Annotated in this window: 20 protein-coding genes; 7 read left to right on the top strand and 13 right to left on the bottom strand. The window is 65.3% G+C overall.

The window, feature by feature from the left end; genetic code table 11:
* Positions 1 to 17: 17 nt before the first annotated feature.
* Both E4P09_RS20670 and E4P09_RS20665 read right to left on the bottom strand, forming a co-directional pair.
* Complete coding sequence (locus E4P09_RS20670; protein WP_137391518.1) at positions 18 to 1,388, bottom strand: MmgE/PrpD family protein; 1,371 nt, start codon at positions 1,386 to 1,388, stop codon at positions 18 to 20.
* 113 nt (positions 1,389 to 1,501) lie between these two features.
* Complete coding sequence (locus E4P09_RS20665; RefSeq protein WP_137391517.1) at positions 1,502 to 3,046, bottom strand: trimethylamine methyltransferase family protein; 1,545 nt, start codon at positions 3,044 to 3,046, stop codon at positions 1,502 to 1,504.
* A 120-nt stretch (positions 3,047 to 3,166) separates the two neighbouring features.
* Here E4P09_RS20665 and E4P09_RS20660 point away from each other — a divergent pair, with 120 nt between their 5' ends.
* Positions 3,167 to 4,156: a GlxA family transcriptional regulator gene (locus tag E4P09_RS20660; protein ID WP_170984529.1), complete on the top strand. Its 990-nt coding sequence runs from the start codon at positions 3,167 to 3,169 to the stop codon at positions 4,154 to 4,156.
* A 17-nt stretch (positions 4,157 to 4,173) separates the two neighbouring features.
* On the opposite strand, the gene E4P09_RS20655 is transcribed toward E4P09_RS20660, so the two are convergent.
* A complete protein-coding gene (locus tag E4P09_RS20655; protein WP_137391515.1) occupies positions 4,174 to 5,511 on the bottom strand; it encodes an NAD(P)/FAD-dependent oxidoreductase in 1,338 nt (445 codons plus the stop codon).
* A gap of 327 nt (positions 5,512 to 5,838) precedes the next feature.
* Here E4P09_RS20655 and E4P09_RS20650 point away from each other — a divergent pair, with 327 nt between their 5' ends.
* From E4P09_RS20650 to E4P09_RS20640, 3 genes are all read left to right on the top strand, one after another.
* Positions 5,839 to 7,494 carry a hydantoinase B/oxoprolinase family protein gene (locus E4P09_RS20650; protein WP_137391514.1) on the top strand — a complete coding sequence of 552 codons (1,656 nt, stop codon included), beginning with the start codon at positions 5,839 to 5,841 and terminating at the stop codon, positions 7,492 to 7,494.
* A 5-nt stretch (positions 7,495 to 7,499) separates the two neighbouring features.
* Entirely contained in the window at positions 7,500 to 9,602 is a 2,103-nt protein-coding gene (locus E4P09_RS20645) for a hydantoinase/oxoprolinase family protein (protein WP_137391513.1), read from the top strand.
* A gap of 100 nt (positions 9,603 to 9,702) precedes the next feature.
* Complete coding sequence (locus tag E4P09_RS20640; RefSeq protein WP_137391512.1) at positions 9,703 to 10,695, top strand: MBL fold metallo-hydrolase; 993 nt, start codon at positions 9,703 to 9,705, stop codon at positions 10,693 to 10,695.
* Positions 10,696 to 10,698: 3 nt separating this feature from the next.
* On the opposite strand, the gene megL is transcribed toward E4P09_RS20640, so the two are convergent.
* The 10 genes from megL to solA all read right to left on the bottom strand — a co-directional run bounded on the left by megL (position 10,699) and on the right by solA (position 21,548).
* Positions 10,699 to 11,907, bottom strand: a complete 1,209-nt coding sequence (gene megL / locus E4P09_RS20635; protein WP_137391511.1) for a methionine gamma-lyase — start codon at positions 11,905 to 11,907, stop codon at positions 10,699 to 10,701.
* Positions 11,908 to 11,930: 23 nt separating this feature from the next.
* Complete coding sequence (locus E4P09_RS20630) at positions 11,931 to 12,776, bottom strand: IclR family transcriptional regulator (RefSeq protein WP_137391510.1); 846 nt, start codon at positions 12,774 to 12,776, stop codon at positions 11,931 to 11,933.
* A 15-nt stretch (positions 12,777 to 12,791) separates the two neighbouring features.
* Positions 12,792 to 13,595 (bottom strand): SDR family NAD(P)-dependent oxidoreductase, encoded by an 804-nt coding sequence (locus E4P09_RS20625; RefSeq protein WP_137391509.1) that lies wholly within the window; start codon positions 13,593 to 13,595, stop codon positions 12,792 to 12,794.
* A 1-nt stretch (position 13,596) separates the two neighbouring features.
* Positions 13,597 to 14,787: an aminomethyl transferase family protein gene (locus E4P09_RS20620; RefSeq protein ID WP_137391508.1), complete on the bottom strand. Its 1,191-nt coding sequence runs from the start codon at positions 14,785 to 14,787 to the stop codon at positions 13,597 to 13,599.
* Complete coding sequence (locus E4P09_RS20615; RefSeq protein WP_137391507.1) at positions 14,784 to 15,830, bottom strand: oligopeptide/dipeptide ABC transporter ATP-binding protein; 1,047 nt, start codon at positions 15,828 to 15,830, stop codon at positions 14,784 to 14,786. The genes E4P09_RS20620 and E4P09_RS20615 overlap by 4 nt, the downstream gene beginning before the upstream one ends.
* On the bottom strand, positions 15,823 to 16,809 hold the full coding sequence (locus E4P09_RS20610; protein WP_137391506.1) for an ABC transporter ATP-binding protein: 987 nt from the start codon (positions 16,807 to 16,809) through the stop codon (positions 15,823 to 15,825). The genes E4P09_RS20615 and E4P09_RS20610 overlap by 8 nt, the downstream gene beginning before the upstream one ends.
* Entirely contained in the window at positions 16,806 to 17,693 is an 888-nt protein-coding gene (locus tag E4P09_RS20605; protein ID WP_137391505.1) for an ABC transporter permease, read from the bottom strand. Before E4P09_RS20605 ends, E4P09_RS20610 begins: the two co-directional genes overlap by 4 nt.
* On the bottom strand, positions 17,693 to 18,631 hold the full coding sequence (locus E4P09_RS20600; RefSeq protein ID WP_137391504.1) for an ABC transporter permease: 939 nt from the start codon (positions 18,629 to 18,631) through the stop codon (positions 17,693 to 17,695). Before E4P09_RS20600 ends, E4P09_RS20605 begins: the two co-directional genes overlap by 1 nt.
* 6 nt (positions 18,632 to 18,637) lie before the next feature.
* Positions 18,638 to 20,197, bottom strand: coding sequence for an ABC transporter substrate-binding protein (locus tag E4P09_RS20595; protein WP_137391620.1), 1,560 nt, complete (start codon positions 20,195 to 20,197; stop codon positions 18,638 to 18,640).
* Positions 20,198 to 20,315: 118 nt separating this feature from the next.
* Positions 20,316 to 21,548, bottom strand: a complete 1,233-nt coding sequence (solA, locus tag E4P09_RS20590; protein ID WP_137391503.1) for an N-methyl-L-tryptophan oxidase — start codon at positions 21,546 to 21,548, stop codon at positions 20,316 to 20,318.
* A gap of 113 nt (positions 21,549 to 21,661) precedes the next feature.
* Between solA and ilvC the strand changes: the two genes are divergently transcribed.
* Genes ilvC through E4P09_RS20575 form a run of 3 tightly spaced genes read left to right on the top strand, consistent with a single transcriptional unit; the run spans position 21,662 to position 26,739 of the window.
* Positions 21,662 to 22,654 (top strand): ketol-acid reductoisomerase, encoded by a 993-nt coding sequence (gene ilvC, locus E4P09_RS20585; RefSeq protein WP_137391502.1) that lies wholly within the window; start codon positions 21,662 to 21,664, stop codon positions 22,652 to 22,654.
* Between the two features lie 9 nt (positions 22,655 to 22,663).
* Positions 22,664 to 24,727, top strand: a complete 2,064-nt coding sequence (locus E4P09_RS20580) for a hydantoinase/oxoprolinase family protein (RefSeq protein WP_137391501.1) — start codon at positions 22,664 to 22,666, stop codon at positions 24,725 to 24,727.
* Positions 24,724 to 26,739 carry a hydantoinase B/oxoprolinase family protein gene (locus E4P09_RS20575; protein WP_137391500.1) on the top strand — a complete coding sequence of 672 codons (2,016 nt, stop codon included), beginning with the start codon at positions 24,724 to 24,726 and terminating at the stop codon, positions 26,737 to 26,739. The genes E4P09_RS20580 and E4P09_RS20575 overlap by 4 nt, the downstream gene beginning before the upstream one ends.
* Positions 26,740 to 26,751 lie beyond the last annotated feature (12 nt).

Below are 26,751 nucleotides of genomic sequence, written 5' to 3'. Positions count from 1 at the left end.
CGCCTGCCCAATCCCGTTCATGCCGCGGCAGTGGCAGCCGCTCCTTGACCGATCCCGGTCAGCAGCAGCTCCAGCAGCCCGGAAACCGACCCGGCTTCCGCAAGTCCCGATACCGCGTCGGCAAGCGCACCGGCGCGCCGCGAACCCAGCACCCGATCGGCGAGCAAATGGAATTTGGCCATGATCTCCTCGTCCGAAAGCGGCCGCTCCGCATCCCCTCGCGCCGGCAGTGTATCGCTTTGCAGCAGGCGACCATCCTTCATCCGGTAGCGCACCCGCGCATATCGCTCAGCGGGAAAGCGCGCTTCGATATCCGGTGCCTCGATCAGCGAAATGCGGTCGCTCAGGTCGAGTATCGCAGGATCGCTGAGCGCCGCGCCAGACACATCCGTGGGCGCAAGCTCGCCCCTCGCGATTGCTGCCGCCACGGGGAACGGCAGGCTATATTGTGCCTCTTCGGTGGTCAGCGGCCGGCGCTTGCTCAATCGCACCGCATTGTGGAAAGTCTCGACCTCGATACGCTCGATCTCCCGGGGATCGACCCCATGCTGGCGGCGAAGCGCAAGCGCGGCATCGACCGCCGGTTGGGCCCAGCGGCAGGTCGGGTATGGCTTGAAATAGAGCTCGAGGATCCGCCAGCGGGTGCCGAGATCCGCCCAGAGATCGGCTACCTCCGCGCTCTCGATCACCATGGCGGGGGCACCCGTGAAGCCGTCGGCGGCGAGCGAGGCGGCCGACAGGCCGACCATGGCGCCCCAGCCGGAGCCGTCCTTCACCATGGTTGGGAAATCGATGCCGCGCATCATCTGGCTGCGGGGGCCGTGATATTCTGCAATGCCCAAGGCCTCGCGGAAGCGGATTGCATCGAGCCCCCACTGGCGGCAGGCGATCGCTGCCACGCCAAGGGCGTTCCAGGCGCCGGAGGTGTGATAGTCGGGTGCGGTCGCATGAAGGGCGATGCCTGCCCGGATCGCCATTTCGTAGCCAAGCACGAGGCTTGCCAGGAATTCTTCCCCGCTCATGGGCGCCGGTGCGGCATCCGCGAGCGCCAACAGGCCCGGCAGGATAGCGCAGCCGGCATGGCCCTTGGTGAGCACATGGCCGTCATGCGAATCGAAGCTGTCGATGGTCATGCCGCCGGCCATGGCAGCCCCCATCGGGCTGGCATACCGGCCGTCGAACAGAAGTCGGGCCCTCGGGGCGCCCTCTCCGGCCCCGAACCCTCTCACCGCATGATTGCCGATGATCGTCGAAAGCGGCGTCTCGGTTCCGGCAGCAGCTGTGCCGACCAGATCCAGGAGGCAGCGCTCCGCCATTCGTTGCACTGCGACCGGAAGATCCGCATATCGCGTTTCGCGAATATAGTTGAAAAGAGGGCTGACGGCCATTTTCGATCCGCCCCTTGCCTTGCCTCCCGATAAGGCAGCATGAAATCAGCAGGGTGAAGCGCCTCGCACTTTCTCGACGCTCTCTGTTCGCGTTCCGCCATCCCCTCGATCGGTCAGAGGTCGACGCCGCGCAACGCCTCCTTGCGCCGGGCGATGAAAGCCGCGAGAGCTTCCTCGATCGCCGGGTCCATCGCCGGACGCTCGTAGTCGGCAAGTGTCTGCTGCCAGATTTTGGTTGCCCGGCTGGTCGCGTCATGGGCGCCGGCCAATACCCAGCTTTCGTAGTTCTGCCAATTGGACAACAGCGGCTGATAGAAGGCGGTACGGTAGCGTGCCAGCGTGTGCTCGGCGCCGAAGAAATGCCCGCCCGTCGGGGTCGCTGCGATCGCGGCAAGGCCCGCTGCAATCTCCTCGTCATCCACATCGATCGGCCGGATCGTCTCCGCCATCATCTGCAGCATCTCGACGTCGAGCACGATCTTCTCGAAAGAGGCGGTGAGGCCGCCTTCCATCCAGCCGGCCCCGTGATAGACGATATTTGCATGCCCCATCACCGCAGACCAGATCGACATCTGCGATTCATACGCGGCCTGCGCATCCACCACATTGCTGGCGCTCGAATTGCTGGCCCGATAGGGCAGCTTGTAGAGCCGCGCCAACTGTCCCGCCGCCAGGGTCGCGCGAGCGTTTTCCGGGGTACCGAAGGCAGGCGCGCCGCTGCGCAGATCGACGTTCGACGTGAACGCACCGTAGACGACCGGCGCTCCCGGCCGAACGAGTTGCGTCAGCACGATGCCAGACAAGGCCTCGGCATTCTGCTGCACCAAGGCGCCGGCGAGACTGACCGGCGTCATCGCGCCCATCAGCGTGAAGGGTGTCACCACCACCGCTTGCCCGAACTCCGACATGGTCATCAGCCCCTCGCTCATGGCCTCGTCGAAGCGTCGGGGCGAGTTTACCGAGATGACCGTCAGCACGCCCGGATCCGCCATCATCTGCTCGCGGGTGAGGCCGCGGGAGAGCGCCATCACGTCGATACCATCGAGGGCCCGGTCGCGACCAATCGCGGAACAGTGATAGACGCGATCGGCGTAGGTGACATTCGCCAGATAGCAATCGAGGTGCCGGGTGTTGGCCGGCAGCTCGACGGGCGCCGTTGGCTGGTTGCCGAGAAGGTGAATAATATCGAAGCTCTGCGCGAGCTTGACGAGCGTCTTGTAATCTTCGTAGTTGCCCGAGCGGCGGCCGCGAACACAGTCATGCACATTGGGTGGCCCTGCCACCAGGGTGAAGGCGATGGCGTCGCCACCCACATGCACGCGCCGGGCCGGGTTGCGCGGTGTCAGGGTGAAGCGCTGCGGCGCCGAACGGATCGCCTCCAGCACGAGTTGGCGCGGCAGGCGCACAAGGCCCGTCTCGTCATTCACTTCCGCGCCGGCCTTGCGGAACAGGTCACGCGCCCTGGCGCCCATGAACTCGACGCCGGTCTCTTCCAGCAGTTTCAGCGACGCCTCGTGGATAGCCATGAGCTGATCTTCACTCAGCGGTTCGATGGGTTTGAAGGCGTTGCGCAACGGGCCCTTGATGGCGCGCCGTTCCGCCGCGTCGGCCGGGCTCCGGTTCGGGCGTTGGCGCCTTGCAACACGGGCGCTTGTCATGAATATCATTTCCTGGCTCTAACGGTGGCCCATCAGTCCATGAGGCGGGGGCGCCGGCGCGCCTGTTTTCGACCTCGGCTGACGATTTTAGGCCGCTTGCTGCGGGACGGATGCGGATCGATGGCCATCAAGAGCGAGATGTTTCATGTGGGCGTGGTGCTCACACCCGAATTCTCGCTGATGGCCTTCGCGTCCCTGGTCGAGCCGCTCCGCGCCGCAAACCTCCTGAATGGCGTGCCGCTTTACCGTTGGACCCACCTTTCCCCCGATGGCGGTGCGTTGCGCTCCAGCGGCGGCCTCGATGTACTCACCGAAGCCCTGCCACCTTTACAATCCGCCGATTTCGACATGTTCGTGATTTGCGGCGGCCTCGGCGACGAGACGTATACAAGCCTGCGGCTCCGCGACTATCTCCGTCAGCTGATGCGCCGCGACGTCATCATCGGAAGCGTCAGTACCGCGAGCTTCATTCTAGCGGCGGCCGGCGTGCTCGATGGCCGGCGCTGCACCGTCCACTGGGACTACTTGGATGCGTTTCGCGAGGCCTATCCGCGTCTCGACGTTCGCAACGAGCTGTTCGTCATCGACAAGCGTGTGTTCACCTGCGCCGGCGGCGTGGCTGCCATGGACGCGATCCTGGAGGTCATCCGCCAGCGTCAGGGGCATGATTTCGCAAATCGGGTGTCGGAGAATTTCGTCTACGGCACCATCAGGCAGGCCGCCGACAGCCAGCGCATGACCCTGCGCAACCGGCTCGGGATTGCCCATCCCGTCATGCTCAAGACGGTCGAGATCATGGAAGCGGCGGTCGAGACGCCGATGCGCCTGCCGCAGATCGCGCTCGAGGTGGGTGTATCGACGCGTCAGCTCGAACGCCTGTTCTATCGCTATTTCGGTTGCTCGCCCGCCCAGCACTACATTCGCGTGCGGCTGGAGAAGGCACGCAAGCTGCTGCGCCACACCACCATGCCGATCCTGGAGATCGGCATCGCCTGCGGCTTCACGTCAGCCTCCCATTTCGCCAGGGCCTACCGTCGCCATTTCGGCGTGGTACCGAGTGCGGACCGGAGACCTGCGCCGGTGTCGTTCGGCGGCAGTGAGAAACGGTAGAGGCATATCTCCTCAATTCAGCTCCAAGGAAACGGGCTGTTTGACGTCGGATGAAGCTTGCCTTGGGCGAAACGGGAGAAACGGAACGGCTCCAGGATATCGCTCGGGTTTCCGCAGATATCCTCCGCCACCAGCTTGCCGACCCCGATCATCTTGTAGCCGTGATTGGAATCGGCAATCACATACACATTCTCGCAGAAGCGGTCGAACACCGGAAAGCTGTCGGCGGTGAAGCTGCCGATCCCGCCCGATGGCTCTTTCTTATAGGCCGGCATCTTGCCTTCGAAACGCTTCTGGCAGAAAGCCAGCGCCGAGCACCACATGTGGGCGAAGTCATCGCCGACGACGAAGTCCGGTGACTTCGGCCCGTAAGGGTCGATCTTGACCTGGTCCGGCTCGGCCTTCACCTTGAGCGGCATGGCCCCGCCCTGGATGCCGCCGAAATTGAAGTCTGGCTTGTAGTAGAGCCCCCACATCTGATCGGTGATGAGCGAGCCGTCCACATCGGAATAGAGCGGCGCGTCCGTGTCTACATGAATGACCGGCGCCATCTTGCCGTCATTGGTTCGCTGCAGGCTGGGGTCAACCCCGAGGGTCCCTTCCTGGAGCGACCAGAACGTCCACATCGGCGCGTTGTGCATGGTGCCGTCCCGGCCCTTTATCGTGATCTCGGAGGGCAGCTCCAGCATCGCCCAGATCTGTCGGACCCAAGGCCCCGCGCCCACGATCACCATATCGCATTCGATCGTGCCCCGATCGGTGACGACCCGGGTCACGGCGCCGGAGCCGTCCTTCTCGAACCCGGTCACCGCGACCCCGGTGAGAATGCGCACATCTTCCGCCTCGGCCTTCCCGGCAAGCCCGTAGAGAGAGGCGAGATTGTTGGCGTATCCGCCCTTCTTCTCATGCAGAACCGAGGTTACTCCCTTCGCCTGCCAATCCTCGAAAATGCCCTTCATATAGGTCATCGCGTCTTTCTCGCCCTCGATGAAGACGGACGGGTAGCCGATCTCCTTCTGTTGCTGGGCGATGGTGGCGACGTCCGCGTGCATGGCCTCGGGGCTGATCTGCATGTAGCCCACCGGATGATAGCTGAAGCCCTTCGGATCCTGCTCCCACACCGATACGCTGTGTGCCATGAGGCGCCGCATCGCCGGCTGGAAATAGTTGTTGCGGATGACGCCGCAGGCGATACCCGAGGCGCCGGCGCCGATCGCAGTCTTGTCGATGACCAGCACATCCCTGCCGCCGCCACGCCCTTGCCGTCGCAAAGTTTGCGCAAGATGCCAGGCGGAGCTCAGGCCGTGGATGCCAGCGCCGATGACCACATATTTCACATGGGAGGGGAGAGCCATGGTCGTCCTCTGAATCCGTCGGCACGCGGCCGAGCTGAACCGCTCCAAGCTCATCCTCCGCGCGGAAATGCACGAGCATTCTTACGACGCTCAGTGATGAAGATTCGACCGGCATCACAAAGCCAGCGTGGTTGAAGCAGCCCTCGGCGCTCAGGCGACCCGCAGATCCCTGCCAGGCTCGACGGTTCTTGATAGTTCCATTCGCAAAACGTATCAAACGCGTCGAAACAAGTATTATACAGTATCGCTCGAAAGCCTCAATCTCGGGTCATGCGGCGGCGGTAATGAACGGCCGCCCGGATCAGCGCAAGGGATGGAGAGGCTTCCATGTTGGAACGCGCGACCGACACCTTCGACCTCATTTCCCTGGAAATCTTCTGGAGCAGGCTGATCTCGATCGCCGACGAGGCGGCCACCAGTCTGGTCAGAACGGCGTTCTCGACCATCGTTCGCGAGTCGAACGACTACGCCACGGTCATCATGGACCGCAACGGCGACAGCATCTGCGAGAACACCGGCGGCATTGCCTCGTTCTCCTGCATCTTGCCGCGCACGACGAAGGCCTTCCTCGCGAAATATCCCGCGGACACCTGGCGGCCGGGCGACGTTGTCATCACCAACGACCCGTGGCTGGCCACCGGCCATCTGCCCGACTTCACCGTGGTGTCGCCGATCTTCTACCGGAACGCCCTGGTCGGCTTTACCGGATCGATCGCCCACTCCCCTGATGTGGGCGGCTCCCTCTGGGCCGCCGACTGCCATGAGATCTTCGAGGAGGGCATCCGCATCCTGCCGAGCCGGCTTTTGCGGGCCGGCGAATGGAACGACACGCTGGTCGATACCCTGCTCGGCAATGTGCGCGTGCCGCGCCAGGTGCTCGGCGACCTCGAAGCCCAGGTGGTCGCCAATGACGTGGCGGTGCGCCGGGTGGTCGAGTTCCTGGAGGATACGGGGCTCGAGGACCTTCAGTCCCTGTCCTGCGTGCTGCATGCCAGCGCCGATCAGGCCATGCGGCGGGCGATCGCCGAGGTGCCCGACGGCGTCTATCGCGCCACCCTGCTGGCCGACGGCTTCGACGATGACCGGACGGAGATCGTCTGTGCCGTCACCGTTTCCGGCGAGCGGATGCATATCGATTATGCCGGCACCTCGAAGCAGCTCAACCGCGGCATCAATTGCGTGCTCAACTACACCCATGCCTATTCGGTCTATCCCATCAAATGCGCGCTCGACCCGTTGACGCCGCGCAATGAGGGCTCATACCGGGCGATCACCGTGACCGCCCCGGAGCGGTCGATCCTCAACCCGGTCTTTCCCGCGCCCTGCAGCGCGCGGCAGCTGACCGGTCATCTCCTTGCCGGCGTGATTTATCAGGCGCTGAGCGGGGTGCTGCCGGACAAGATCATCGCCGATTCCGGGGGCGCCCCGACCATGCGGGCGCTGTTCAGCGGGACCGACCGCGACGGCTCGCCCTTTTCCCAGGTGCTGTTCGCCAGCGGCGGCATGGGCGCCGGCCCCTTCCGGGACGGCCTCTCGACCACCGCATTTCCCACCAATGTCGGCGCGGGCAGTATCGAGGCTTATGAAAGCGTGGCGCCGCTGCTGGTGTGGAAGAAACGGTTGCGCACCGACAGCGGCGGCGCAGGCAAGCAGCGCGGCGGCCTTGGCCAGGAGGTCGAGATCGAGCTGCGCACGGAGACGCCCGCCCGGCTCTCGCTGCTGTCGGACCGGCACAAGCATCCCGCCCTCGGCATTCTCGGCGGTGAGAGCGGCGCCCCCTCCTCCATCACCTTGGAGGACGGCACCAAGCCACATCCGAAGTCGCGCAGCATCATCGCGCCGGGCCGGCGCGTAGAGCTGCTCTATGCGGGCGGCGGGGGCTATGGCGACCCCAAGACCCGCGACCGCGAAGCCGTGCGGTCGGACGTCGCCAATGGCTACGTCTCCGAGGAAGCCGCCCGGCTGGTTTACGGACTGGAGTAAGACCCATGGCCTCTGCATCGCGCACCGCACGCATCGGCGTGGATGTCGGCGGGACCTTCACCGATCTCGTGCTCTATGACAGCGCCCGCCGCATCACCCAGACGGGCAAGCTCCTGACTACCCCGCAGGATCCGAGCATCGCCATCATCAGCGGCATCGAGCGCATTCTGGCGGAAGCGGACCTCACCCCGGCAGACCTGCACAGTATCGTGCACGGTACCACCCTGGTGACCAACACGATCATTGAGCGGACCGGCGCGACGGTCGGGCTCATTACCACCGAAGGGTTCAGGGATACGATCGAGATCGGCCGCGAGACCCGCTATGATCTCTATGACCTGTTCCTCGAGACACCCCCTGTTCTGGTTCCCCGCGCCCGCCGGCTCGAAGTGGCCGAGCGGATCACGCCCGAAGGCGAAGTGCTGGTGGGGTTGGACGAGGAGGGCGTTGCCAAGGCGGCCCGCCGGCTGGTGGAAGAACATGGCGCCGAAGCGCTGGCCGTCTCCTTCATGCATGCCTATCGCTCCGCGCAGCACGAGCAGAAGGCGGCGCGGGTGATCAGGTCGCTCTATCCCCGGCTGCCCCTGTCGCTCTCATCGGAGGTCGCACCGGAGATCCGGGAATATGAGCGCACCACCACGGCCTGCGCCAATGCCTATGTGCAGCCGCTCATGCACCGCTATCTCGACAAGCTCGAAGCGGATCTCGAGCGAATAGGCTTCACCGGCCGCCTCTACATCATGCTGTCGAGTGGCGGCATCACCACCCTGCGCGAGGCCAAGGCCTATCCCATCCGGCTGATCGAGTCCGGACCCGCCGCCGGCGCCATGGCGGCGTCGTTCATCGCCAAGCTCGCCGGCCTCGACCGGGTCATCTCGTTCGACATGGGCGGCACCACGGCGAAGATCTGCCTCATCGAAGACGGCCAGCCCGACCACAAGTTCGATTTCGAGGCTGGGCGGGTGAAGCGTTTCCAGAAGGGATCGGGCTTGCCGCTCAAGGTCTCGGTGGTCGACATGATCGAGATCGGCGCGGGCGGCGGCAGCCTCGCCCGGGTCGACCCGGCCTCCGGCTTGCTCAAGGTGGGGCCGCGCAGCGCGGGCTCAGTGCCCGGCCCGGTATGTTACGGGCGTGGCGGCGACCAGCCGACCGTGACCGATGCCGACCTGGTGCTCGGCCGGCTCGACCCCGGATATTTCCTGGGCGGCGAATTGCGGCTGGACATGGACGGCGTGCGCCGGGCCTTTGCCGACAAGATCTCCGAAGCCACGCGGCTGGAGGTGGACGAGGCGGCCCTCGGCGTGCAGCGGATCATCGACGAGACCATGGCCGCCGCAACCCGCACGCATCTCGCCGAAAAGGGCAAGGACCCGCGCAAATACACGCTCATTGCCTTCGGTGGCGCGGGTCCGGTGCATGCGTTCAACCTGGCCCGCCTGCTCAAGGTCGGCAGGATGGTAGTGCCCATGGGCGCAGGCGTGGCCTCCGCCTTGGGCTTCCTGGTCGCGCCCCCGGCCACCGACATGGTCCGCACCAAGATGTCGCGACTGGATGCCGTTGATTGGCAGGCGATCAATGCGCTGTTCGAGGAGATGCGGGCGGAAGGCGTGCGCCTGCTGTCGGAAGCGGGCGCCGACCCCGAGCGCATCACCTTCAAGCCCACGGCCGAGATGCGCCACAAGGGCCAGGGCTTCGAGATCCCGGTGCCCCTGCCCTCCCTTGTGCTCTCCGAGCGGGATCTGGACGTGATCCGCGCGAGCTTCTTCGAGAGCTACCGCGCCCAGTTCGGCCGTATCATCGAGGACAGTCCCATCGAGGTGCTGAACTGGCGCCTGTCATTGGCCGCGCCTGGCAGCAAGATAAAGATCGGCGCCGGCGAGGGTAAAGCCGCCGCAGACCTCGGCCGGGCCAAGCGGGGTACGCGCAAGGTCAAGTTCGAGGATCACGGCTGGCTCGATTGTCCCGTTTATGACCGCTACCGACTGCCCAGCGGCTGCGCCTTTACCGGTCCGGCCCTGGTCGAGGAGCGGGAATCCACCTGTGTCATCGGGCCCGGCGCGCGAGTCAGGGTGGATGAATCCCTCAACCTGATCATCGACTTGGTCTGACAGGGTGAGCGGGCCTCCGGTCCGCTGGCGTGGTGCCAAGCTTGAGCTTTGCCACGGTCTCCGATTAAGTGGGGCAGCTCTTGCACGAGGCCGCGCGGACGTGACCACGCCCCTGTTTCAGCCACGCCTGGTGAACGACCCGTTTTCCGACGTGACGCTCTATCTCGACCTCCGCTTCGGCCGGCGTGCGCTCCTGTTCGACATCGGCGATCTTGCCCCGCTCTCCTCGCGCGAGCTTCTCCGGGTGAGCCATGTGTTCGTCACGCACCGGCACATGGACCATTTCGCCGGCTTCGACCAGCTGCTGCGCCTGTGCCTCTATCGCGACATGCGGGTCGACCTGATCGGCCCGCCCGGCGTTACCGACGCCGTCGAGGCCAAGCTCAAAGCCTATAGCTGGAACCTGCTGGGCGAGGACTCCCACGACTTCGCGCTCGCCGCCGCTGACTGGGGTCCTGACGGGTTCACCCATGCCAGCCTGTTCCGAGCGCGCGAGGCCTTCAGACGGCGTGAAGTCGCACCGCCACAGGCAATGGGCCCGGTGCTGCTGGATCATCCGGAATTCCAGGTGGAAGGCCTGCTGCTCGACCACGGCATTCCCTGCCTCGCCTTTGCCATGCAGGAAAAGCTGCGCGTCAACGTGCACAAGGCGCGGCTGGACGAGCTCGGCCTGCCGGTGGGCCCTTGGCTCACCGCGGCCAAGCGCGCGGTGCGCGCCGGGGGAGGACCGGCTCGCTTCACTCCGGCACCCGGCTTGACCGTCTCGACGGATGAGCTTGTGGGCGCCGGAGCGCTCAAGACCGCGCCCGGCCAGCGGATTGTCTACGCGACCGACCTTGCCCACACGGAAGCCAATGTGGAGAAGCTGGTCGCGTTCGCCCGCAATGCCGACCAGCTGTTCATCGAGGCGGTGTTCCTCGAAGAGGACCGGGCGCTTGCCGCCGCCAGAAAGCACCTGACCGCCGCCCAGGCCGGGTCCATCGCGCGCAGGGCCAATGTCCGCGTGGCAGTCCCGATGCATTTCTCGCCACGCTATCTCGACCGGGAAGATGCCTTGCGCGACGAATTCACGCGCGCCCTGGCGTCCGGCTGAGCCCTACCGAACACCGTCGAGCGCCTGGGTCAGGTCATCAAGAATGTCGTCGACGTTTTCAAGGCCGACCGACATGCGCACCAGCCCTTCGCTGATGCCGTGCTTGGTCCGCTCCTCCGGCGGATAGGCCGCGTGCGTCATGCTGGCCGGGTGCTGGATCAACGTCTCCGCATCCCCCAGGCTCACGGCGCGGGTGATGAGCTTCAGCCGATTCATGAGCTTGAGGCCGGCATCGTGGCCGCCCTTGAGCTCCAGCGCGATAAGCCCGCCGGTATCACGCATCTGCCGCGCGGCGATCTCTTTGTACGGGAAATCGGCAAGACCGGGATAGGAGATGGTCGCCACCGCCGGATGGGACGCGAGAAGCTCCGCCACCGCCCGTGCCGACTGAGAGTGGCGCTGCATGCGGATCTCCAGGGTCTTGAGGCCGCGCAGGATGAGGAAGGCGTTGATCGGCGAGATGGTCGCGCCCGTGAGCCAGCGCAGGCCCACGCCGCGGATCTGGTTGATCAGCTCCGCTCGGCCGATCACCGCGCCGCCCAGCAGGTCGCCATGACCACCCAGGAACTTCGTGGCCGAATGCACCACCAGGTCGGCGCCGAAAGCCAGCGGGTTCTGTAGCGCCGGCGAGCAGAAGGTGTTGTCCACCATGACGAGCGCCTTCCGCCCATGGGCGATCTCGGCCACCTTGGCGATGTCGATGACGCGGAGGTTCGGATTGGCCGGGCTTTCGAAGAACACGATTTTCGTGTTCGGCGTCAGCGCCTCCTCGACCATGGCGAGATTGGTCATGTCGGCTGGCACGGCTTTCACGCCGAAGCGCTGCAGGCCCTTGGTCAGGAAGGCATAGGTGCTGCCATAGAGGGTCTGGTCGAACACCACCTCATCGCCCGCGGAGAGCAGGGTCCAGCACGTCGCGGTAATCGCCCCGATACCGGAGGAGACCACCAGCCCCGCCTCCCCGCCTTCGAGGCTCGCCAGCCGCTGCTCCAGCAGGGTCTGGGTGGGGTTCTTCGTGCGGCCATAGATATAGCCTTGTTTCTCGCCCCGGAACAAAGCCGCGCCGTCCTCGGCGCTCTCGAAGGCATAGGTCGAGGTGAGGTAGATCGGCGGCGTCAGGGCGCCCTGGGCGGTGCTGGGGTCATAGCCCAGGTGGATCGCGCGCGTCGAGAAACCCAGCGGGCGGTTGCGCCCGAAGTCTTCGTTGGCCATGGAATGCTCCTGTTCCCGTGGGGTCAGCTGGCGCTCTTCAGCGATTTTTTGGCGGGCGCCCTCGGCACTGGCGCCTTCGGCGCAAGCTTCTCGATCTGCGGCATGGGCGCGACCAGAGCCCCTTCGCCCGACAGGCCAAGGCCGCTGGATATGGCGCTGGCCGCCGTCAAGGTGGCCTTGATCATCTTCTCGACGTCGCCCCGCATCATCCGCTCTTCCGGACCAGCAATGCCAAGCCCGGCGACGATCGCGCCCGTGGCCCCCCGCACCGGCGCGGCTATGCCGAACACCCCGGGCTGCCACTCCCCATGGGTGATGGAGTAGCCCCGCTCGCGAATAGCGGCGAATTCAGCCTTGAGGGCAGCAGCATTGGCGATGGTGTTCGGCGTGTATTTCTTGAGGTCGCGCAAGGTCGCGAAAACCTGCTCCTCCGGCATGAAGGCCAGCATCGCTCGCCCGGTGGCGGTGCAATAGGCCGGGGCCCGGTCGCCGATACGGATATAGGCGCGCACGGCGTGCGTGCTGTCCACCTTGTCCACATAGATGACCTCGCTGCCGTCCAGCACTGACAAATGCACGGATTCGTTGGCGGTACGGGCCAGCGTGATGAGATGCCGGGCGGCGGCGCTGCGAAGATCGAGCCTGTCGAAGATGCCCATGCCCAACTCCCACAGGCGCAGCGTGGGTTCGTAGGTCTTGCTCTGGAGATCCTGGCGCACATATCGGCATTCCTCCAGGGTCTTGAGCAGCCGGTGCGCATTGCTCTTGGTGATGCCGCAGCGCTGGGCGATGCTGGTGAGCGTGGCGGGCTCGCCCTCGAGCGCAAGCATCTCCAGCACGCGCAATGCCTTGACCACGGTGGTTTCCATGCGGTCTTACCTCTGTTATCCGCCAGCATCATCGAACGAGACCGGCTGTCCCGTCCGTGCGGTCAAGCCGCCGTCGATGACCAGATTGGCGCCTGTGATGAACGAAGCCTCGTCGGATGCAAGAAAGGCCATGGCCGCAGCGACCTCCTCCGGCCGGCCCATGCGGCCGATGGCGCAGGCCCTGTTGTAGCGCGCCGTCATGGTGTCCGCGTTGCCGAGGCTCGCGATCATCCGAGGACTGGCGATCGGACCGGGCGAAACCGAATTCGCCCTTATCCCGAGCCGTCCCACTTCCCAGGCCAGGGACTGGGTGAAGTTGATGATGGCGGCCTTGGCGGAGTTGTAAGCCGCCCAGCCCGGATCGCCTCTCAGACCCGAAATCGAAGCCATGGTCACGATGCTGCCGCTGCCGCGCTCTGCCATGCGCCGTACGGCGAGCCGGCAGGAAATCGCTGTCGAACGAACGTTCAATACAAACAGCCGATCCCAGACGGAGGTGTCAAGCTCCGAGATGAGCCCCTCCTGGCTGCCGCCGGCCACGGCCATCAGCACATCGAGCCCCGGGCTTGCCTGAGCCACTCTGGCGAAGGCCGCCGTGAGCGATGCTTCCTGCGTCACGTCCACTTCTATCGTGGTGAGCGCTTCCCCGGGCCCTGCCGCTAGCGGTCCAACCGCTTCCGCCAAGGCTGCGAGCGCCTGCGGGTTCACATCGAGCGCGAACACCCGCGCTCCTTCCTGGAGCAGGCGGTGCACGCAGGCGGCACCAATGCCCCCTGCCCCGCCCGTCACTATAGCCGTCTTGCCAGCGAACCGTTTCACATTAGGCCTTCAGCAATTTGCGCTCGGGGTCCAAGAACGGCATGGGCACCACCTTGGCTTCAAGGGCGTGCCCACCAGCATCGACCGTGAGCGGGGTGCCCAGCATCACCGCCCGACTGTCGAGAAAGGCGATGGCGATGGGATAGCCCAGCGAGGGCGAGCCGATGGCCGAGGTCACCACGCCCACATCGCGCCCGTCATAGCGCACGCGGTCGCCAGTGAGCGGCACCTCGTCGCCCGGGAACTGCAGGCCGGCCAGCCGGCGGGACGGTCCTTCCGCTTTCGCCTTCAGAAGCGCTGATTTAGCCCGATAATCCTTCTTTTCGCTGATCATCCAGCTGAGGCCCACCTCGATCGGCGTGTGCTGCCAGTCGAAGTCATGGCCATAGTTGAGGATGGAGGCCTCGATGCGTCGGATGTTCATGGCGCGGCTGCCGCAGAGCAGTCCTCCCGCCTGGCGCACCATCGTCCACAGATCCTCGAACAGGCCCGGTGCCCGCTCGATATCCACGTAGATGTCGTAGCCGAGCTCCGCCGTGTAGCCCGTGCGCGAGATCACCACCGGCACGCCGCAGACCTTCGCCTCGATCATGCCGTAGAACGGCAGCCCGGTGACATCGCCGTCGCACACGTCCTGCAGCAGTTCCCGCGATTTCGGCCCCTGCAGACTTGCCACATGAATGCGGTCGAGAAAGCTCTGCACCGTCACGTTGCGGCCGAGCGCATTGGCATAGAGCCACTGCTCCGAGCCGCCGGGCCCCCCGACCCACCAGAAGCGGTCTTGCGAGAAACGGATCAGCACCGCGTCCTCGACGATACCGCCATAGTCGTAGCACATCACGCAGTAGTAGCATTGGCCGTCGGCCATGCGCGAAACGTCTCGTGGGATGAGGTCGTTGAGCAGCGCCAGCGCATCGGGGCCGGAAATCTCGATCACCTCTTCCCCGGTCACGTCCCACAGGCCGCATACCTTGCGCAGGGCCCAGTACTCCTCCATCGGGTCGGTGAGGAAATCGGGCTTGAGATAGGTATTGTGCAGCTTGTAGTCGGTGGCGAACCGGCTGATGGTCGGGAAGAAGGCCGTGCGCTTGAGGCCGCTGCGCGCCCTGATGCCAATGTCGAGATAGGGCGGCACGCCGGTTACGCTCGCAAATTCCGTGCGGGCAAGATTGTTGGCCTCTCTCATCTTCATGCGGAACTCCGAAGGGGTGTACGCGACGCGGAAGCTGGGATGTCGACGAGGTCGGCCTGCGCCTTGGCCAGCTCGGCAAGCGGGATATGGCAGTGGACCACCTTCCCGGCCGGGCCGGTGCGGGCCGGCGGCTGCTGCGTGTCACAGATGGAACCGAGCTTGCGCGGGCAGCGATGAGCGAAGACGCAGCCGGCCCGGCTGCTCGGCGCCGGCGCAGACACCTGTGTCGCTGCCTCGGCAATGGGACGGCCGATGCGCGGCACGGCGGCGAGCAGCATCTCCGTATAGGGATGGTAAGGCGGACGGAACACCGCTTCCACCCGCCCCACCTCGCAGAATCGCCCGCGATAGAGCACGCCCACGTCATGGGCGAGCCAACGCACCACCGCGAGGTCGTGTGAAATGAAGAGATAAGCCAGGTCGCGGTCGCGCTGCAGCTGCCGGAGGAGGTCGATCACCCCCGCCTGCACGGAGACGTCGAGTGCTGACAGGATCTCGTCGCAGATGATCAGGCTGGGCTCCGCGGCGAGCGCCCTGGCGATCGCCACCCGCTGGCCTTCGCCGCCGCTCAGCTCGCGGCTGCGGCGATTGACATAGCCGGGGTCGAGCTGCACGCTCGCGAGCAGCTCCCGCACCCGCGCATCGCGTTCAACCCCGGCCAGACGCGCATACATGGCGATCGGCCGGCCCAGCAGATAGCGCACGGAATGGCGCGGGTTGAGCGAGGCGTCCGGGTTCTGGAAAACGATCTGCAGCCGGCGCTTGACCTCCTTGGGCCGCGCCCGCACCGAGCCCGTCACATCGCCACCCTCGAACAGAATGGAGCCGGCATTCGGCGTAAGCAGCCCTGCCACCGCACGGGCGATGGTGGACTTGCCGCTGCCGCTTTCGCCCACCAGGGCAAAGGTCCGCCCACGCGCCACCTGGAACGAGACGTCGTCCGCCGCCCACACCGCCGGGCGCCGCGGCTTGAGCCCAAACCAGCTCCTGCCCCCGTAAATGAGCGTGAGATTGCGCACCTCGAGCAAAGGCCGGTCAGCCATGGCCGGCCTCGATCTGCGGCCAGAGCTGGCAGGCAACCCTGCGACGCAAGCCGTGCACCGGGCTCAGAACCTGGCGGGTGGGCCAGCAGCTGTCGATGGCGAAGGGACAGCGGGGCGAGAAGCGGCACCCTTCCGGCAGCTCCGCCCGCCGCAATGAGCCGGTGAGCCGTATATCTTTGGCATCGGGTGCGTCGAGGCGCGGCACCGAGGCGATGAGCCCCTTGGTATAGGGGTGCAGCGGCCGCGCGAAGATGTCGGACGTCGCCCCCACCTCCACCATCTCGCCCGCATACATCACCGCGATCCGGTCGCTGATCTGCGAGAGGGCTGCGAGATCATGGCTCACATAGAGCAGGGCCACGCCCGTTTCGGCGCGCAGATGGGAGAACAGCGCCAGGATGCGGTTCTGGGTGGTGACGTCGAGGCCGGTGGTCGGCTCGTCCAGCACGATGAGCTCGGGCCGGCAGGCCAGCGCCATGGCAATCATGATGCGTTGCTGCTGCCCCCCGGAAAACTGATGGGGATAGCGCGACAGGGCCGAGGCCGGATCCGGCAGCCCCACCGCCTCCAGCAGTTCCACCAGCCGCGTCCGCATCGTGCCATCCGCCCCGACGCCGTGAGCGGCCATCGTCTCCGCAAGCTGGCGGCCCACCGACATGGACGGCGTGAGATTGGCAACCGGGTTTTGCGGCACGAGGCTCACCCGCTTGCCACGCACCGCCTGCAGCTGCTTCGGCGGCAGGGCGAGCAGATCCTCGCCGCCAAGCAGCACCCGGCCCGCACGGATCCGGCTGCCACGGCGGGTTTCGCCCATGAGCGCATAGGCAACCGTAGACTTGCCGCAGCCGGACTCGCCCGCGACCCCCAGGGTTTCGCCCGGAAACAGCGCGAAGGAAACGTCGCGCACCACCTCGGTCCAGCCGGTCCCGTTCCAGAAATCGACCGTCAGTCCCTCGACGCTCAAGACCGGGCTGCTCATGCGCCGCTCCTTGCAACAGGAGCATCGCGCGCCAGGATCCGGGCGAGATTGTCGGTGAACAGGTTGATGGCCACCACCAGGATCGCCATGGCGATGGCGGGCGACAGCACTGGCCACAGCGACATGCTCATGTCGCTGCGGCCTTCATTGATCATCAGCCCCCATTCCGGCGTGGGCGGCGGCGCGCCGAACCCCAGGAAGCCCAGGCTGCCGATGAAGATGATCACGAAGCCGCTGCGGATGGCGAACTCGACCAGGATGGTGCCGGCCACATTGGGCAGGATCTCGCGCGTACAGATCGCCCAGATCGATTCCCCGCGCGCCTGGGCGGCGGCGATATAATCCTGGGTGGCGATCGAGAAGGTGGCGGCGCGCACCACCCGCACCACGCGCGGCGTAAACAGGAAGGCCACCACCAGAACCACATGAAGCGGCGAATTGCTGAGCGCCGTGATGACCAGCAGCCCGAAGATGAGCGGGGGAATGCTGATGACGATGTCGATGAGCCGCGTCACCGCCTCGTCCAGCCAGCCCCTGAGATAGCCGAGCGCGATGCCGATCAGGCTGCCGGCCGCGACCGCCAGGCTGGTTGCGGCAAACATCATGCTCAAGACCGCCGTCGAGCCGAGCACCACCCGGCTGAAGACATCGCGGCCCAGGCCATCCGTGCCCAAGAGATGGGCGAGGCTCGGGCGGGCGAACGGCTCGCCCGTGAGCACCGCATCCGCCGGATAGGGCGCCCATAGGGGCGCGGTCACCGCCACCAGCACATAGAGCGCGATCACCACCAGCCCGATCCAGCCGGTCGGCGTGAGCCGCGCCAATATGTCGGCGCTCACTCGCCGCGCGGGTCCGATCCGTTCGAGCGTGTCGGTCGCAGCCATCAGCGCAGCTTCGGATTGAACACCATGGCGAGCAGGTCAGCCGCCAGGTTGCTGAGGATGTAGACGGCCGTCATCAGCATGGCCACCGTCTGGATCACCGGAATGTCCTTGAGGCTGATCGCATCCACCATCAGCCGGCCGAGCCCCGGGAAATCGAACACCGCCTCGACCAGCACGACACCGCCGATCAGCCAGGCGATGTTCATGGTGGTGATATTGAGCGCCGGCCCCAGCGCATTGGGCAGCGCATGCATCAGGATGACCCGCGCCGGCGACAGGCCTCTGAGCCGCGCCATGGTCACATAGTTCGACTCGAGCACCTCGATCAGGCTTTCGCGCATCATGCGCACCGCATAGGCCGTCATGGCCGCGACCAGGGTGAGCGTCGGCAGGGTGAGCAGCTGCACCAGCTCGCCGAAGCTTCTCGCCTGATCGACCAGGGCGAGCGGCGGGAACCAGCCCAGGCCCACTGCGAAGACCGAGATCAGCAAGATGCCGACCACGAATTCAGGCAGACACATGCCGACCAGCACCAGCACCGAGAGCACATTGTCGACCTTGGTGCCGCGCTTCATCGCCGTGATCACGCCAAGGGCGATGCTCAAGGGGAAGTAGAGCGCCAGCGCAAAGCCGGTCAGCGTCAGCGTGTTGACGGCGCGCTGCCAGATATAGTCCACCACTGGACGCCCGGCGGTCAGCGATGTCCCGAAATCGCCAATAACGAACGAGGAGAGCCAAGTCCAATACCGGACCATGGGCGGCTGATCCAGGTTGAGCTCTTGGCGCAGCTGCGCCAGGGCGGATTGGGTGGCATTCCGCCCCAGAATACGCGTTGCGGTGTCGCCGGGCAGCCACTCCACGCACCAGAAGATGACGAACGACACGACCAATAGACTGAGCAGTGCCGTCAGCGTCCGGATCAGGAGCAGTCGCGCCATCTCACCTCAGCTCGTGAACTCGACCTGCGAGAAATCCTTCGAGTACTGCTGCGGATGGAGCTTCCAGCCGGTCACATTGGCGCGGGTGGCGCCGATCGCGTCGGGGAACATGGAGATGAGCGCCCCGCCGTCCTCCCGCACCATGCGCTGCGCCTGCTGATAGAACTCGGTGCGCTTGGCCTCGTCCAAGGTCTGCCGCGCCTGCTTGATGAGATTGTCGAACTCCGGCCGGCGCCAATGGGTCTCGTTCCATTCCGCATCGGATAGATAGGCGACCGACAGTGCGTCATCCGCATCCCGCCCCGCCCATGAAGAGCAGACGAAGGGCTGCTTGAGCCAAGTGTTGCTCCAGTAGTCATTGGCCGGCGCGCGAACGAGATTCACCCGGATGCCTGCGGGCTCAGCGCTCGCCTTGTAAAGCGTCGCCATCTCGATAAAGCCGGGTGTCGTGTCCGAGGTATAGAGCTCGATGTCTATCCCGTCGGGATGGCCCGCTTCCGCCAGCAGCTGCTTGGCCTTCTGCGGGTCATAGGCGCGCGGCTCGGTCTTGAGCGCATATTTCACCCATGGCGCTACCGGATTGTCGTCGCCCATATTGCCGCGCCCGCCGAGCACCAGCTTCAGCATCTTCTCGCGGTCGACCGCGTATTTCATGGCCTCGCGTACCTTCGCATCGTCGAAGGGCGGCGTGTCGCACCAGGCGCTCATGGTCATGACGAAGGGCGACCTGACCGACACGACATTGACGTCCTTGTTGTCTTCGAGCGTCTTGAGGCCCGTGCGCGGCAAATCCCATACGAGGTCGATCTGGCCTGACGCGATTGCTGCCACCCGCGCTGATTCCTCGGGGATCGCCCGCAGCTCCACCGCATCCACCTTGGGCAGGCCCTGGCGCCAGTAGTTCTCGTTCTTCACGAAAACGCTGGGCTCCTCGCCGGGCACGAATTTCTGCACCTTGAAGGGACCGGTGCCCGCTGCCTTGGTGCGCAGCTCCTCCGCCGGCTGGTCCTTGCTGACGATATAGCCGAAGCGGTTGGCCAGCAGCGACGGAAACTCGACCACAGCGCTCGGCAGCTTGAAGGTGACGGTCAGCTCGTCCGCCGCGGTGATGCCATTGGGGTCGATGACCTTGAGCGATGGCGCACCGGGCGAAGCGGTCTTGGGGTCCAGCAGGCGCTTGTAGGTATAGACCACGTCCTCGGCGGTGAGCTTGCTGCCGTTGTGGAAGGTCACGCCGGGACGCAGCTTGAAGGTCCACTCGCTGGCGCTGTCATTCGACGACCAGCTTTCCGCAAGCTGCGGCTGCGGCGCAAATGTATCGTCGAGCACCACCAGCCGCTCCAGTACGAGCGCGATGCGCGCGGCATCCGGGTCGGACACGCTGAGCGCCGGGTCCAGCGTGCCGCTCGGCCCATCCGCCTCGCCGGCGGCAATCCGCAGCGTCTTGCTTTGGGCCCTGGCCTGAGGCGCGAAGGGAAGCGAGCCTATCTGGCTTGCCGCGACTGCAAGCGCGGTCGTGCCAAGGAATTTACGACGTGAAACTTTCGTGAAGCTCAACTCGGACATGATCAACCCTCCTCGTCGGCCGATTTTCCCGGCCTTGTCTGTTTGAGAACCGGTCCCCACCCGACCGGGCGATGCAGCCTCCGCCTGATCGCAAGCAAAAGGCTACATCACATTTCTACTATTTGGAACCGCATTCTTGCGCTGCCGTGGGCGGATAGCGCGTGGGCCAAGTGGTCACCGGATGCGGGGCAGTGAGCGCCGGACGGTCGATGGCAAATGGCGCGACCACCTTTTCGGTTTCGCCGTCCAGCGCGAGCTCGCTGAGCACCTGCCCGATGACGGAGGCGAACTTGAAAGCGTGGCCCGCCCCGATCGCCACGAAGCAGTTCTCGTGGCCCGGCACCCGGTCGATCACGAACTCCCTGGCCGGCGTCAGGGTCATGATGCAGGTCTTGCTATAGATCACCGGACCCACGCTGCCCGGAATGTATCGCTCGAGGAAGCTGCGTGCGTCCTGCTCGTTCTGCGGGTCAGGCTCAAAGCGGCGTGTCTCGGCGGTCACCGCCTCGAACCGGTCGAAGCCAATCTTCACCCCCGCTTCGCCATAGATGGGAAAGCCGTAGAGGCAGGGGTCGGTCATCCAGATCCACACCGGAAACCGGTCGAGCGCGAATGGCTCGGGTTGGGGCGGCTTGAAATAGGTGACCTGCTCCTGGGTGACCGTCAGGGGCAGCCGCGTGCCGAGCTGCGCAAGCACATCATTGGTCCAGGGCCCGGCCGCGACCACCAGCTTTTTCGCGCTGAACGTGCCTTTTTCCGTCGCGACCTCATAGCCATCGCCACTGGCGCGGATGCGGCATCGGCCGGCATTCTCGACCAGGCTCGCCCCGTGGGCGCGGGCCATCCGCTGGTGCGCTGCGGTGCAGCGGGCCGCCGCCGCCAAACCGCCGTCGGGCTGATAGATGGTCGTGATGCTGTCGTCCAGCCGGAACTGGGGAAAGCGGCGCGCAACTTCATCGGGATCGAGCACCTCGAAGGGCACGCCCTCCGCTGCCATGCAGGCGATATAGCCATCCGGCCGCAAGTCGACGAGCTCGGCATCCATCGGCTCGACCGTCGCCGGTCCAGGGAAGAAATTCACCTCCCCCGTTCTGAAGATCAGCTGCTCGCCCGCCTCCGTTTCCAGCTCTTCCCAGGCCGCATAGGACTGCTGCGCCAGACGGACATAGTGCGCGGCGTCGTAGGTCTTGCGGATGATGCGCGAGTGATCGCCCGATTCGCCGCGCACATGACCTAGGGCGAACTGCTCGATGCCGAGCACATCGCGTCCGGCACGGCGCGCCAGCCAGTAGGCCGCGCCGCTGCCGATCCCGCCCAAGCCGAGGACGATGACGCTATAATCCGTTCTCATGCACACGCCCTCGCATCCGCTCGACAGCACTTGATCGCCTCTTACTGGTTCTGTATCCTGATATAAAGTCTCGGAATTTGGAACATCTTTTGCGCTCGAGGGGCCGTGCCGGCATGCAGAAATTCTATTTTGATCCCGATGCGGATCTCAGCAAGCTTCATGGCCGCAAGGTCGCGATCATCGGCTATGGCAATCAGGGCCGTTCGCAGGCGCTGAACCTCAGGGACAGCGGCGTCGACGTGGTCGTCGGCAATATAGAGGACGAGTTCGCCGAGATCGCGCGCCAGGATGGCTGGACGGTCCTGCCCATCGCCGAGGCGGCCGCGCAAGCCGACATCAAGATGATGCTGACCTCGGATGACAGCCAGCCGGACGTTTTCACGAAATGGGTGGAGCCGACCCTCAAGCCCGGCGATGTCATGTCGTTCGCCCACGGGTTCAATATTCATTACGGCGAGATCAAGCCGCCGGCCGATGTCGACGTGGTCATGGTCGCGCCCCGCATGCTGGGCGAAGGCGTGCGCGCCACCTTCCTCGAAGGCCGCGGCTTTCCGAGCCTCATCGCCGTGCACCAGGATGCGACCGGCAGCGCCCTCGATATGACCCTGGCGCTGTCCAAAGGCATCGGGTCGACCAAGATGGGCGTGCTCATGTCCAGCTTCGAGGAGGAGACCCTCATCGACCTGTTCGAGGAGCATCAGCCCGGGCTCTATGGGCTGAGAGCCATGTTCGAGGCCCTTGTCGAGGCGGGCTGCTCGCCCGAAGCGGTGATGCTCGACCTCTATGCCTCGGGCGAAGGCGTGAAATGGGCCGAATATGGCCGCGATCTCGGCGCTTTCGAGCGCATGAAACGCGCCTCGCAAACGGCGCAGTTCGGCCATCTGGTCTGGTCCAAGCAATATTTCGACCGCGAGGCGGCCCTGGCCGGGATGCGCGAGATGATCGCCAACATCAAGAACGGCAGCTTCTACCGTGCGCTGAAGGAGCAGAAGCAGGCGAATCTGAAGCAATTGGAAGAGGTGATGGCGGAGAATGACGAGCACGAGATGATCAAGCGCGAGCACGAGTTGTACAAGCTGCTCGGCCGCCGTCCCAAAGACGCGTGAGCCACGCGCATGGCCACACCGCTCGCCTCCGGGACTAAGGCCGGCATACGCCTCGGCATCGACGTTGGCGGCACATTCACCGACCTCCTCGCCCTCGACGAGCGTGACGGCCGCGTGCTGGCGCTCAAGACCGCCTCCACCGTGGCGCCGGAGGACGCGATCATCAACGGCTTGGCCGAACTGGGCAAGCGCTTCGGGGTCACACCGCAGGATGTCACCTATTTCTCCCACGGCACCACTCTTGCCGTGAACACGCTGCTCCAGCGCAATGGCGACGCGGTCGGCGTGCTCACCACCCGCGGGTTCCGCGACACGCTGGAACTGCGGCGTCTCCGGCTGCCCAAAGCCAACGACCTGTTCGTGCCGAAGCCGGTCTCCCTCGTGCCACGCCGGCATATGCGCGAGATCGACGAGCGCCTTCTGTCCGACGGTACGGTGCTGATTCCCATCGATCGCGCCCAGATCGAGGCGGAAGCAAAAGCGCTCTACGATGCGGGCATCCACAATATCGCGATCTGCTTCCTCCATTCCTTTCGCAACGATGTGCACGAGCGGCAGGCGAAGGCCTGGGTGGAGGCGCTGCTGCCGGACGCCTATATCTGCACCTCATCCGAGGTGTGGCCGCAGCAGCGGGAATACGAGCGGTTCCTGATCAGCGTCATCAACTGCTATGTCGGCGGCCGCATGAAGCGGTATTTCTCGACGCTGCAGAGCAAGCTCTCGGCGCTGGGGATGACGTCGCGGATCTTTTCCACCAAGTCCAATGGCGGCGTCATGTCCCTGGATGCGGCCAGGGACCGGCCGGTACAGACGCTGCTATCCGGCCCTGCTTCTGGCGTGATCGGCGCCGCCTATATCGGCCGGCTCATTGGCGAGAGCCGGCTGATCACTCTGGACATGGGCGGCACCAGCGTCGACATCGCCGTCATCAACGGCGAGCTGCCATACGCGACTGACAACAATGTCGGCGACTATCCCGTGATCATGCCGGCGGTGGATGTCTCGGCCATCGGCGCCGGCGGCGGCTCGATCGCATGGATCAATCCTGAAGGCGTGCTGAAGGTCGGGCCCGAAAGCGCCGGTGCCGTGCCGGGCCCCGCCTGCTATGGCCGTGGCGGCACCCGCCCTACGGTCACCGACGCCTATGTGGTCACCGGCATCTGCAGCCCCCACAATTTTCTGGGGGGCGAGATGAAGATCGACGCGGGCAAGGCCAAGCGGGCGATCGGCAGGCTCGCCGACCAGCTGGAAATGGGCGTCTCCGAGACCGCCGATGCCATTTTGCAGATCACCACGGCCAATATCTATGCCGGTCTCATTCCGCAGATCGCCCGCCGGGGTGTCGATGCATCGGATTGCGCGCTGCTGCCTTATGGTGCGGCCGGCCCGACCCATGCCTTCATGGTGGCGCGCGAAATCGGCTTCAAGAAAGTGATCGTACCGCCCACGCCCGGCCTGCTCTGCGCACTCGGCTGCCTGGTGGCAGACCTGCGTGCGGATTTCGTGTCGACCCTCACCCGCGACATCTTTGATCTGGACGATGCGGAGCTGAACGCGGTCTACGACGAACTCGAAGCCCAGGCGCATGACTGGATCGACCGCGAGCGCATCGAAGTGCACGAGCTGCACATCCTGCGCTCCGCCGATATGTGCTATGTCGGCCAGTCCTTCGAGATCAACGTCCCCCTGCCCTCCACCGGAAGCAGCCTGTCGACTGCCGGGCTGGCCCATGCCTTTCACCAACGCCATGCCGCCGTCTACGGGCATGCCGACGAGGCCTCCCCCGCCCGCCTCATCGAGGCGCGTGTGCAGGTGGTCGGCATCATGCCCAAACCCGAGGTCAACCTGATCGCCTCGCGGACCGCGCGCAGCGTGGAGCGGGAGATCTCCCGCGAGATCTTCGAGCGCGGCCGCACGGTGAGCGCCCGCATATACCAGCGGGCGAGCCTCGGGGTGAGTGACGTGCTCGAGGGGCCTTGCGTCATTGAGCAATACGACACGAACATCTATGTACCGGAGGGTTTCCGTCTCACGGTGGATGAGCGCCTGAATATCGTTGGTACCCCTCTATGAGCTTCAGCGAGAAGGTCGAGCTCGAGATCCTGAGCAATCGCTTCCAGGCCGTGGTGGACGAGATGGCTCAGGTGATCTTCCGCACCGCCCACACCGTGTTCGTGAAGGAAACCCAGGACTACGGCTCCGTCCTGGTGAGCCTGGGGGGTGAGATCTTCGCCGCGCCCCGGCGCTACGGCGTGCTGAACATGATGGGCATGCCCATGGGTGCTGCCATCCGCTGCGTGGGCGATGACGTCCGCGAAGGCGACATCTTCATCACCAACGACCCGGAAGCGACAGAGGGCATGGTCACCCACCTCTCCGACGTGTTCCTGTGGAAGCCGATTTTCCACGAGGGCGAGCTCGTCTGCTATGCCTGGACTTTCATCCACATGTCGGACGTGGGCGGCAGGGTGTCGGGCAGCATTGCGCCTTCCAGCTACGAGCTCGTGCAGGAAGGCATTCGCGTGCCACCGCGCAAGCTCTATCGCGAGGGCGTGCTAGATGAAGAATTCCTCCACATGTTCCTGGTCAACACCCGCACGGGCGATCAGAACTGGGGAGACATGAAGGCGCTGCTCGCGGGGCTCGCCACGGCCGAGCGCCGCGTCAAGGAGCTGATCGCAAGCTTCGGCAGGGCCAAGATTCGCGACGGCATCCCGCGGGTGCTGGACTATGCGGAGACCCAGGCACGCCGCATCATCGGGCGCGTCCCGAACGGCACCTATCGCTACAGCGACTTCATGGAAGCCGATATGGTCGGACTGGGGCTCCTGCGGGTGAACCTGGCCATGACCGTGAAGGACGGCGAGATGCTGCTGGACTTCACCGGTACCGCCCCGCAGGTGCGGGCCGCGCTCAACCTGCCCACCTATTCCAAGACCGGCCATTGGATGGTGATCACCGCGCTGACCAACTGGCTGTGCACCATCGATCCCACCATCGCCTACAATGCCGGGCTGGTGCGGCCGTTCCGCATCCACGCGCCGAAGGGCTCCCTGCTCAACCCCATGCCGGGCGCCGCCTATGGGGCTCGCTATGCCACCTCGCACAAGGTGGGCGACGTGACGATCGGGGCCCTGGCCCAGGCCGTGCCGAACGAGCTGCCCGCCACCGATTCCGGCCAGGGCTCGATCCTGCTCGTCTCGGTGCCCGATTTCGAGCGCGGCACCAACAAGGTGAGCGTCATCCAGCCCATCGTGGGCGGCTCCGGCGGAAGGCCCGGGGAGGATGGGGTCGATGGCACCATGGTCATGCTCAACTTCCTCAAGAACGTGCCAACGGAAGTGCTCGAGCGGGAAATGCCGGAGATCCTCATCCGCCGCTATGCCCTGCGGCCGGACTCGGCCGGCGCCGGCAAATATCGCGGCGGCACCGGCATCGAGATCGAGTTCGAGACCTCCGTGCCCTATACCACCGTGACCTCGCGCTGCATGGAGCGCTATATCTTTCCGCCGGCCGGCCGTCTGGGCGGGCTTCCCGGCGCCACCGGCTATACCATGCTCAACCCGGGCGGCAATAACGCGCAGGACATCGGCAAGATTGACGTGCTGCATCTGGACGCCGGCGACCGGCTGCTGATCGGCACCCAGGGCGGCGGCGGCTTCGGTGACCCGCTGGAACGCCCGCCCGCTCGCGTCCTCGAGGATGTGCTGAACGGGCTGGTGCGCGAGGAGCACGCCTTCCGGGACTATGGGGTCCGTATCGCCAATGGCGCGCTGGACGAGGCGGCGACCACTGCCGAACGGGCGCGGCGGCGCAACGCGCGCAACGGCAACCCACTGCCCGAATTCACCTTCGGACCGGCGCGCGACCGGCACGATGCCACCTGGACCAATGAGCTCTACGAGGCGCTCGACCAAGCAATCGCGCCGCTGCCGCCCCTTGCCCGGCAGCTCATGTATCAGCGCCTGTCACGCGAGATCGAGCAGCGCTTTGCCAGAGGTGATAAGGTCACGCCGGCCGATATTTCGGTCATCGCCGTCGCCATGGCGGTGAGCCAACGCTTCGGCACCTCTGGAACAGCTTGAAAGGATCTCGCC

Source organism: Rhodoligotrophos defluvii, from assembly GCF_005281615.1.
GTDB classification, from domain to species: Bacteria; Pseudomonadota; Alphaproteobacteria; order Rhizobiales; family Im1; genus Rhodoligotrophos; species Rhodoligotrophos defluvii.
Note: the sequence above shows the minus strand (reverse complement) of the source record. Positions and strands in the feature narration are given on the sequence as shown.

Bases quoted from the DNA above. Each gene is read 5' to 3' on its own strand.
- megL (WP_137391511.1), bottom strand. From the start codon at position 11,907: ATGGCCAACGAAGACTTCGGGCGCAACCGCCCGCTGGGTTTCTCGACG.
- ilvC (WP_137391502.1), top strand. From the start codon at position 21,662: ATGCAGAAATTCTATTTTGATCCCGATGCGGATCTCAGCAAGCTTCAT.
- E4P09_RS20575 (WP_137391500.1), top strand. From the start codon at position 24,724: ATGAGCTTCAGCGAGAAGGTCGAGCTCGAGATCCTGAGCAATCGCTTC.
- solA (WP_137391503.1), bottom strand. From the start codon at position 21,548: ATGAGAACGGATTATAGCGTCATCGTCCTCGGCTTGGGCGGGATCGGC.
- E4P09_RS20580 (WP_137391501.1), top strand. From the start codon at position 22,664: ATGGCCACACCGCTCGCCTCCGGGACTAAGGCCGGCATACGCCTCGGC.
- E4P09_RS20615 (WP_137391507.1), bottom strand. From the start codon at position 15,830: ATGGCTGACCGGCCTTTGCTCGAGGTGCGCAATCTCACGCTCATTTAC.
- E4P09_RS20670 (WP_137391518.1), bottom strand. From the start codon at position 1,388: ATGGCCGTCAGCCCTCTTTTCAACTATATTCGCGAAACGCGATATGCG.
- E4P09_RS20650 (WP_137391514.1), top strand. From the start codon at position 5,839: ATGTTGGAACGCGCGACCGACACCTTCGACCTCATTTCCCTGGAAATC.
- E4P09_RS20655 (WP_137391515.1), bottom strand. From the start codon at position 5,511: ATGGCTCTCCCCTCCCATGTGAAATATGTGGTCATCGGCGCTGGCATC.
- E4P09_RS20600 (WP_137391504.1), bottom strand. From the start codon at position 18,631: ATGGCGCGACTGCTCCTGATCCGGACGCTGACGGCACTGCTCAGTCTA.
- E4P09_RS20630 (WP_137391510.1), bottom strand. From the start codon at position 12,776: ATGGAAACCACCGTGGTCAAGGCATTGCGCGTGCTGGAGATGCTTGCG.
- E4P09_RS20610 (WP_137391506.1), bottom strand. From the start codon at position 16,809: ATGAGCAGCCCGGTCTTGAGCGTCGAGGGACTGACGGTCGATTTCTGG.
- E4P09_RS20645 (WP_137391513.1), top strand. From the start codon at position 7,500: ATGGCCTCTGCATCGCGCACCGCACGCATCGGCGTGGATGTCGGCGGG.
- E4P09_RS20605 (WP_137391505.1), bottom strand. From the start codon at position 17,693: ATGGCTGCGACCGACACGCTCGAACGGATCGGACCCGCGCGGCGAGTG.
- E4P09_RS20620 (WP_137391508.1), bottom strand. From the start codon at position 14,787: ATGAAGATGAGAGAGGCCAACAATCTTGCCCGCACGGAATTTGCGAGC.
- E4P09_RS20660 (WP_170984529.1), top strand. From the start codon at position 3,167: ATGGCCATCAAGAGCGAGATGTTTCATGTGGGCGTGGTGCTCACACCC.
- E4P09_RS20665 (WP_137391517.1), bottom strand. From the start codon at position 3,046: ATGACAAGCGCCCGTGTTGCAAGGCGCCAACGCCCGAACCGGAGCCCG.
- E4P09_RS20595 (WP_137391620.1), bottom strand. From the start codon at position 20,197: ATGTCCGAGTTGAGCTTCACGAAAGTTTCACGTCGTAAATTCCTTGGC.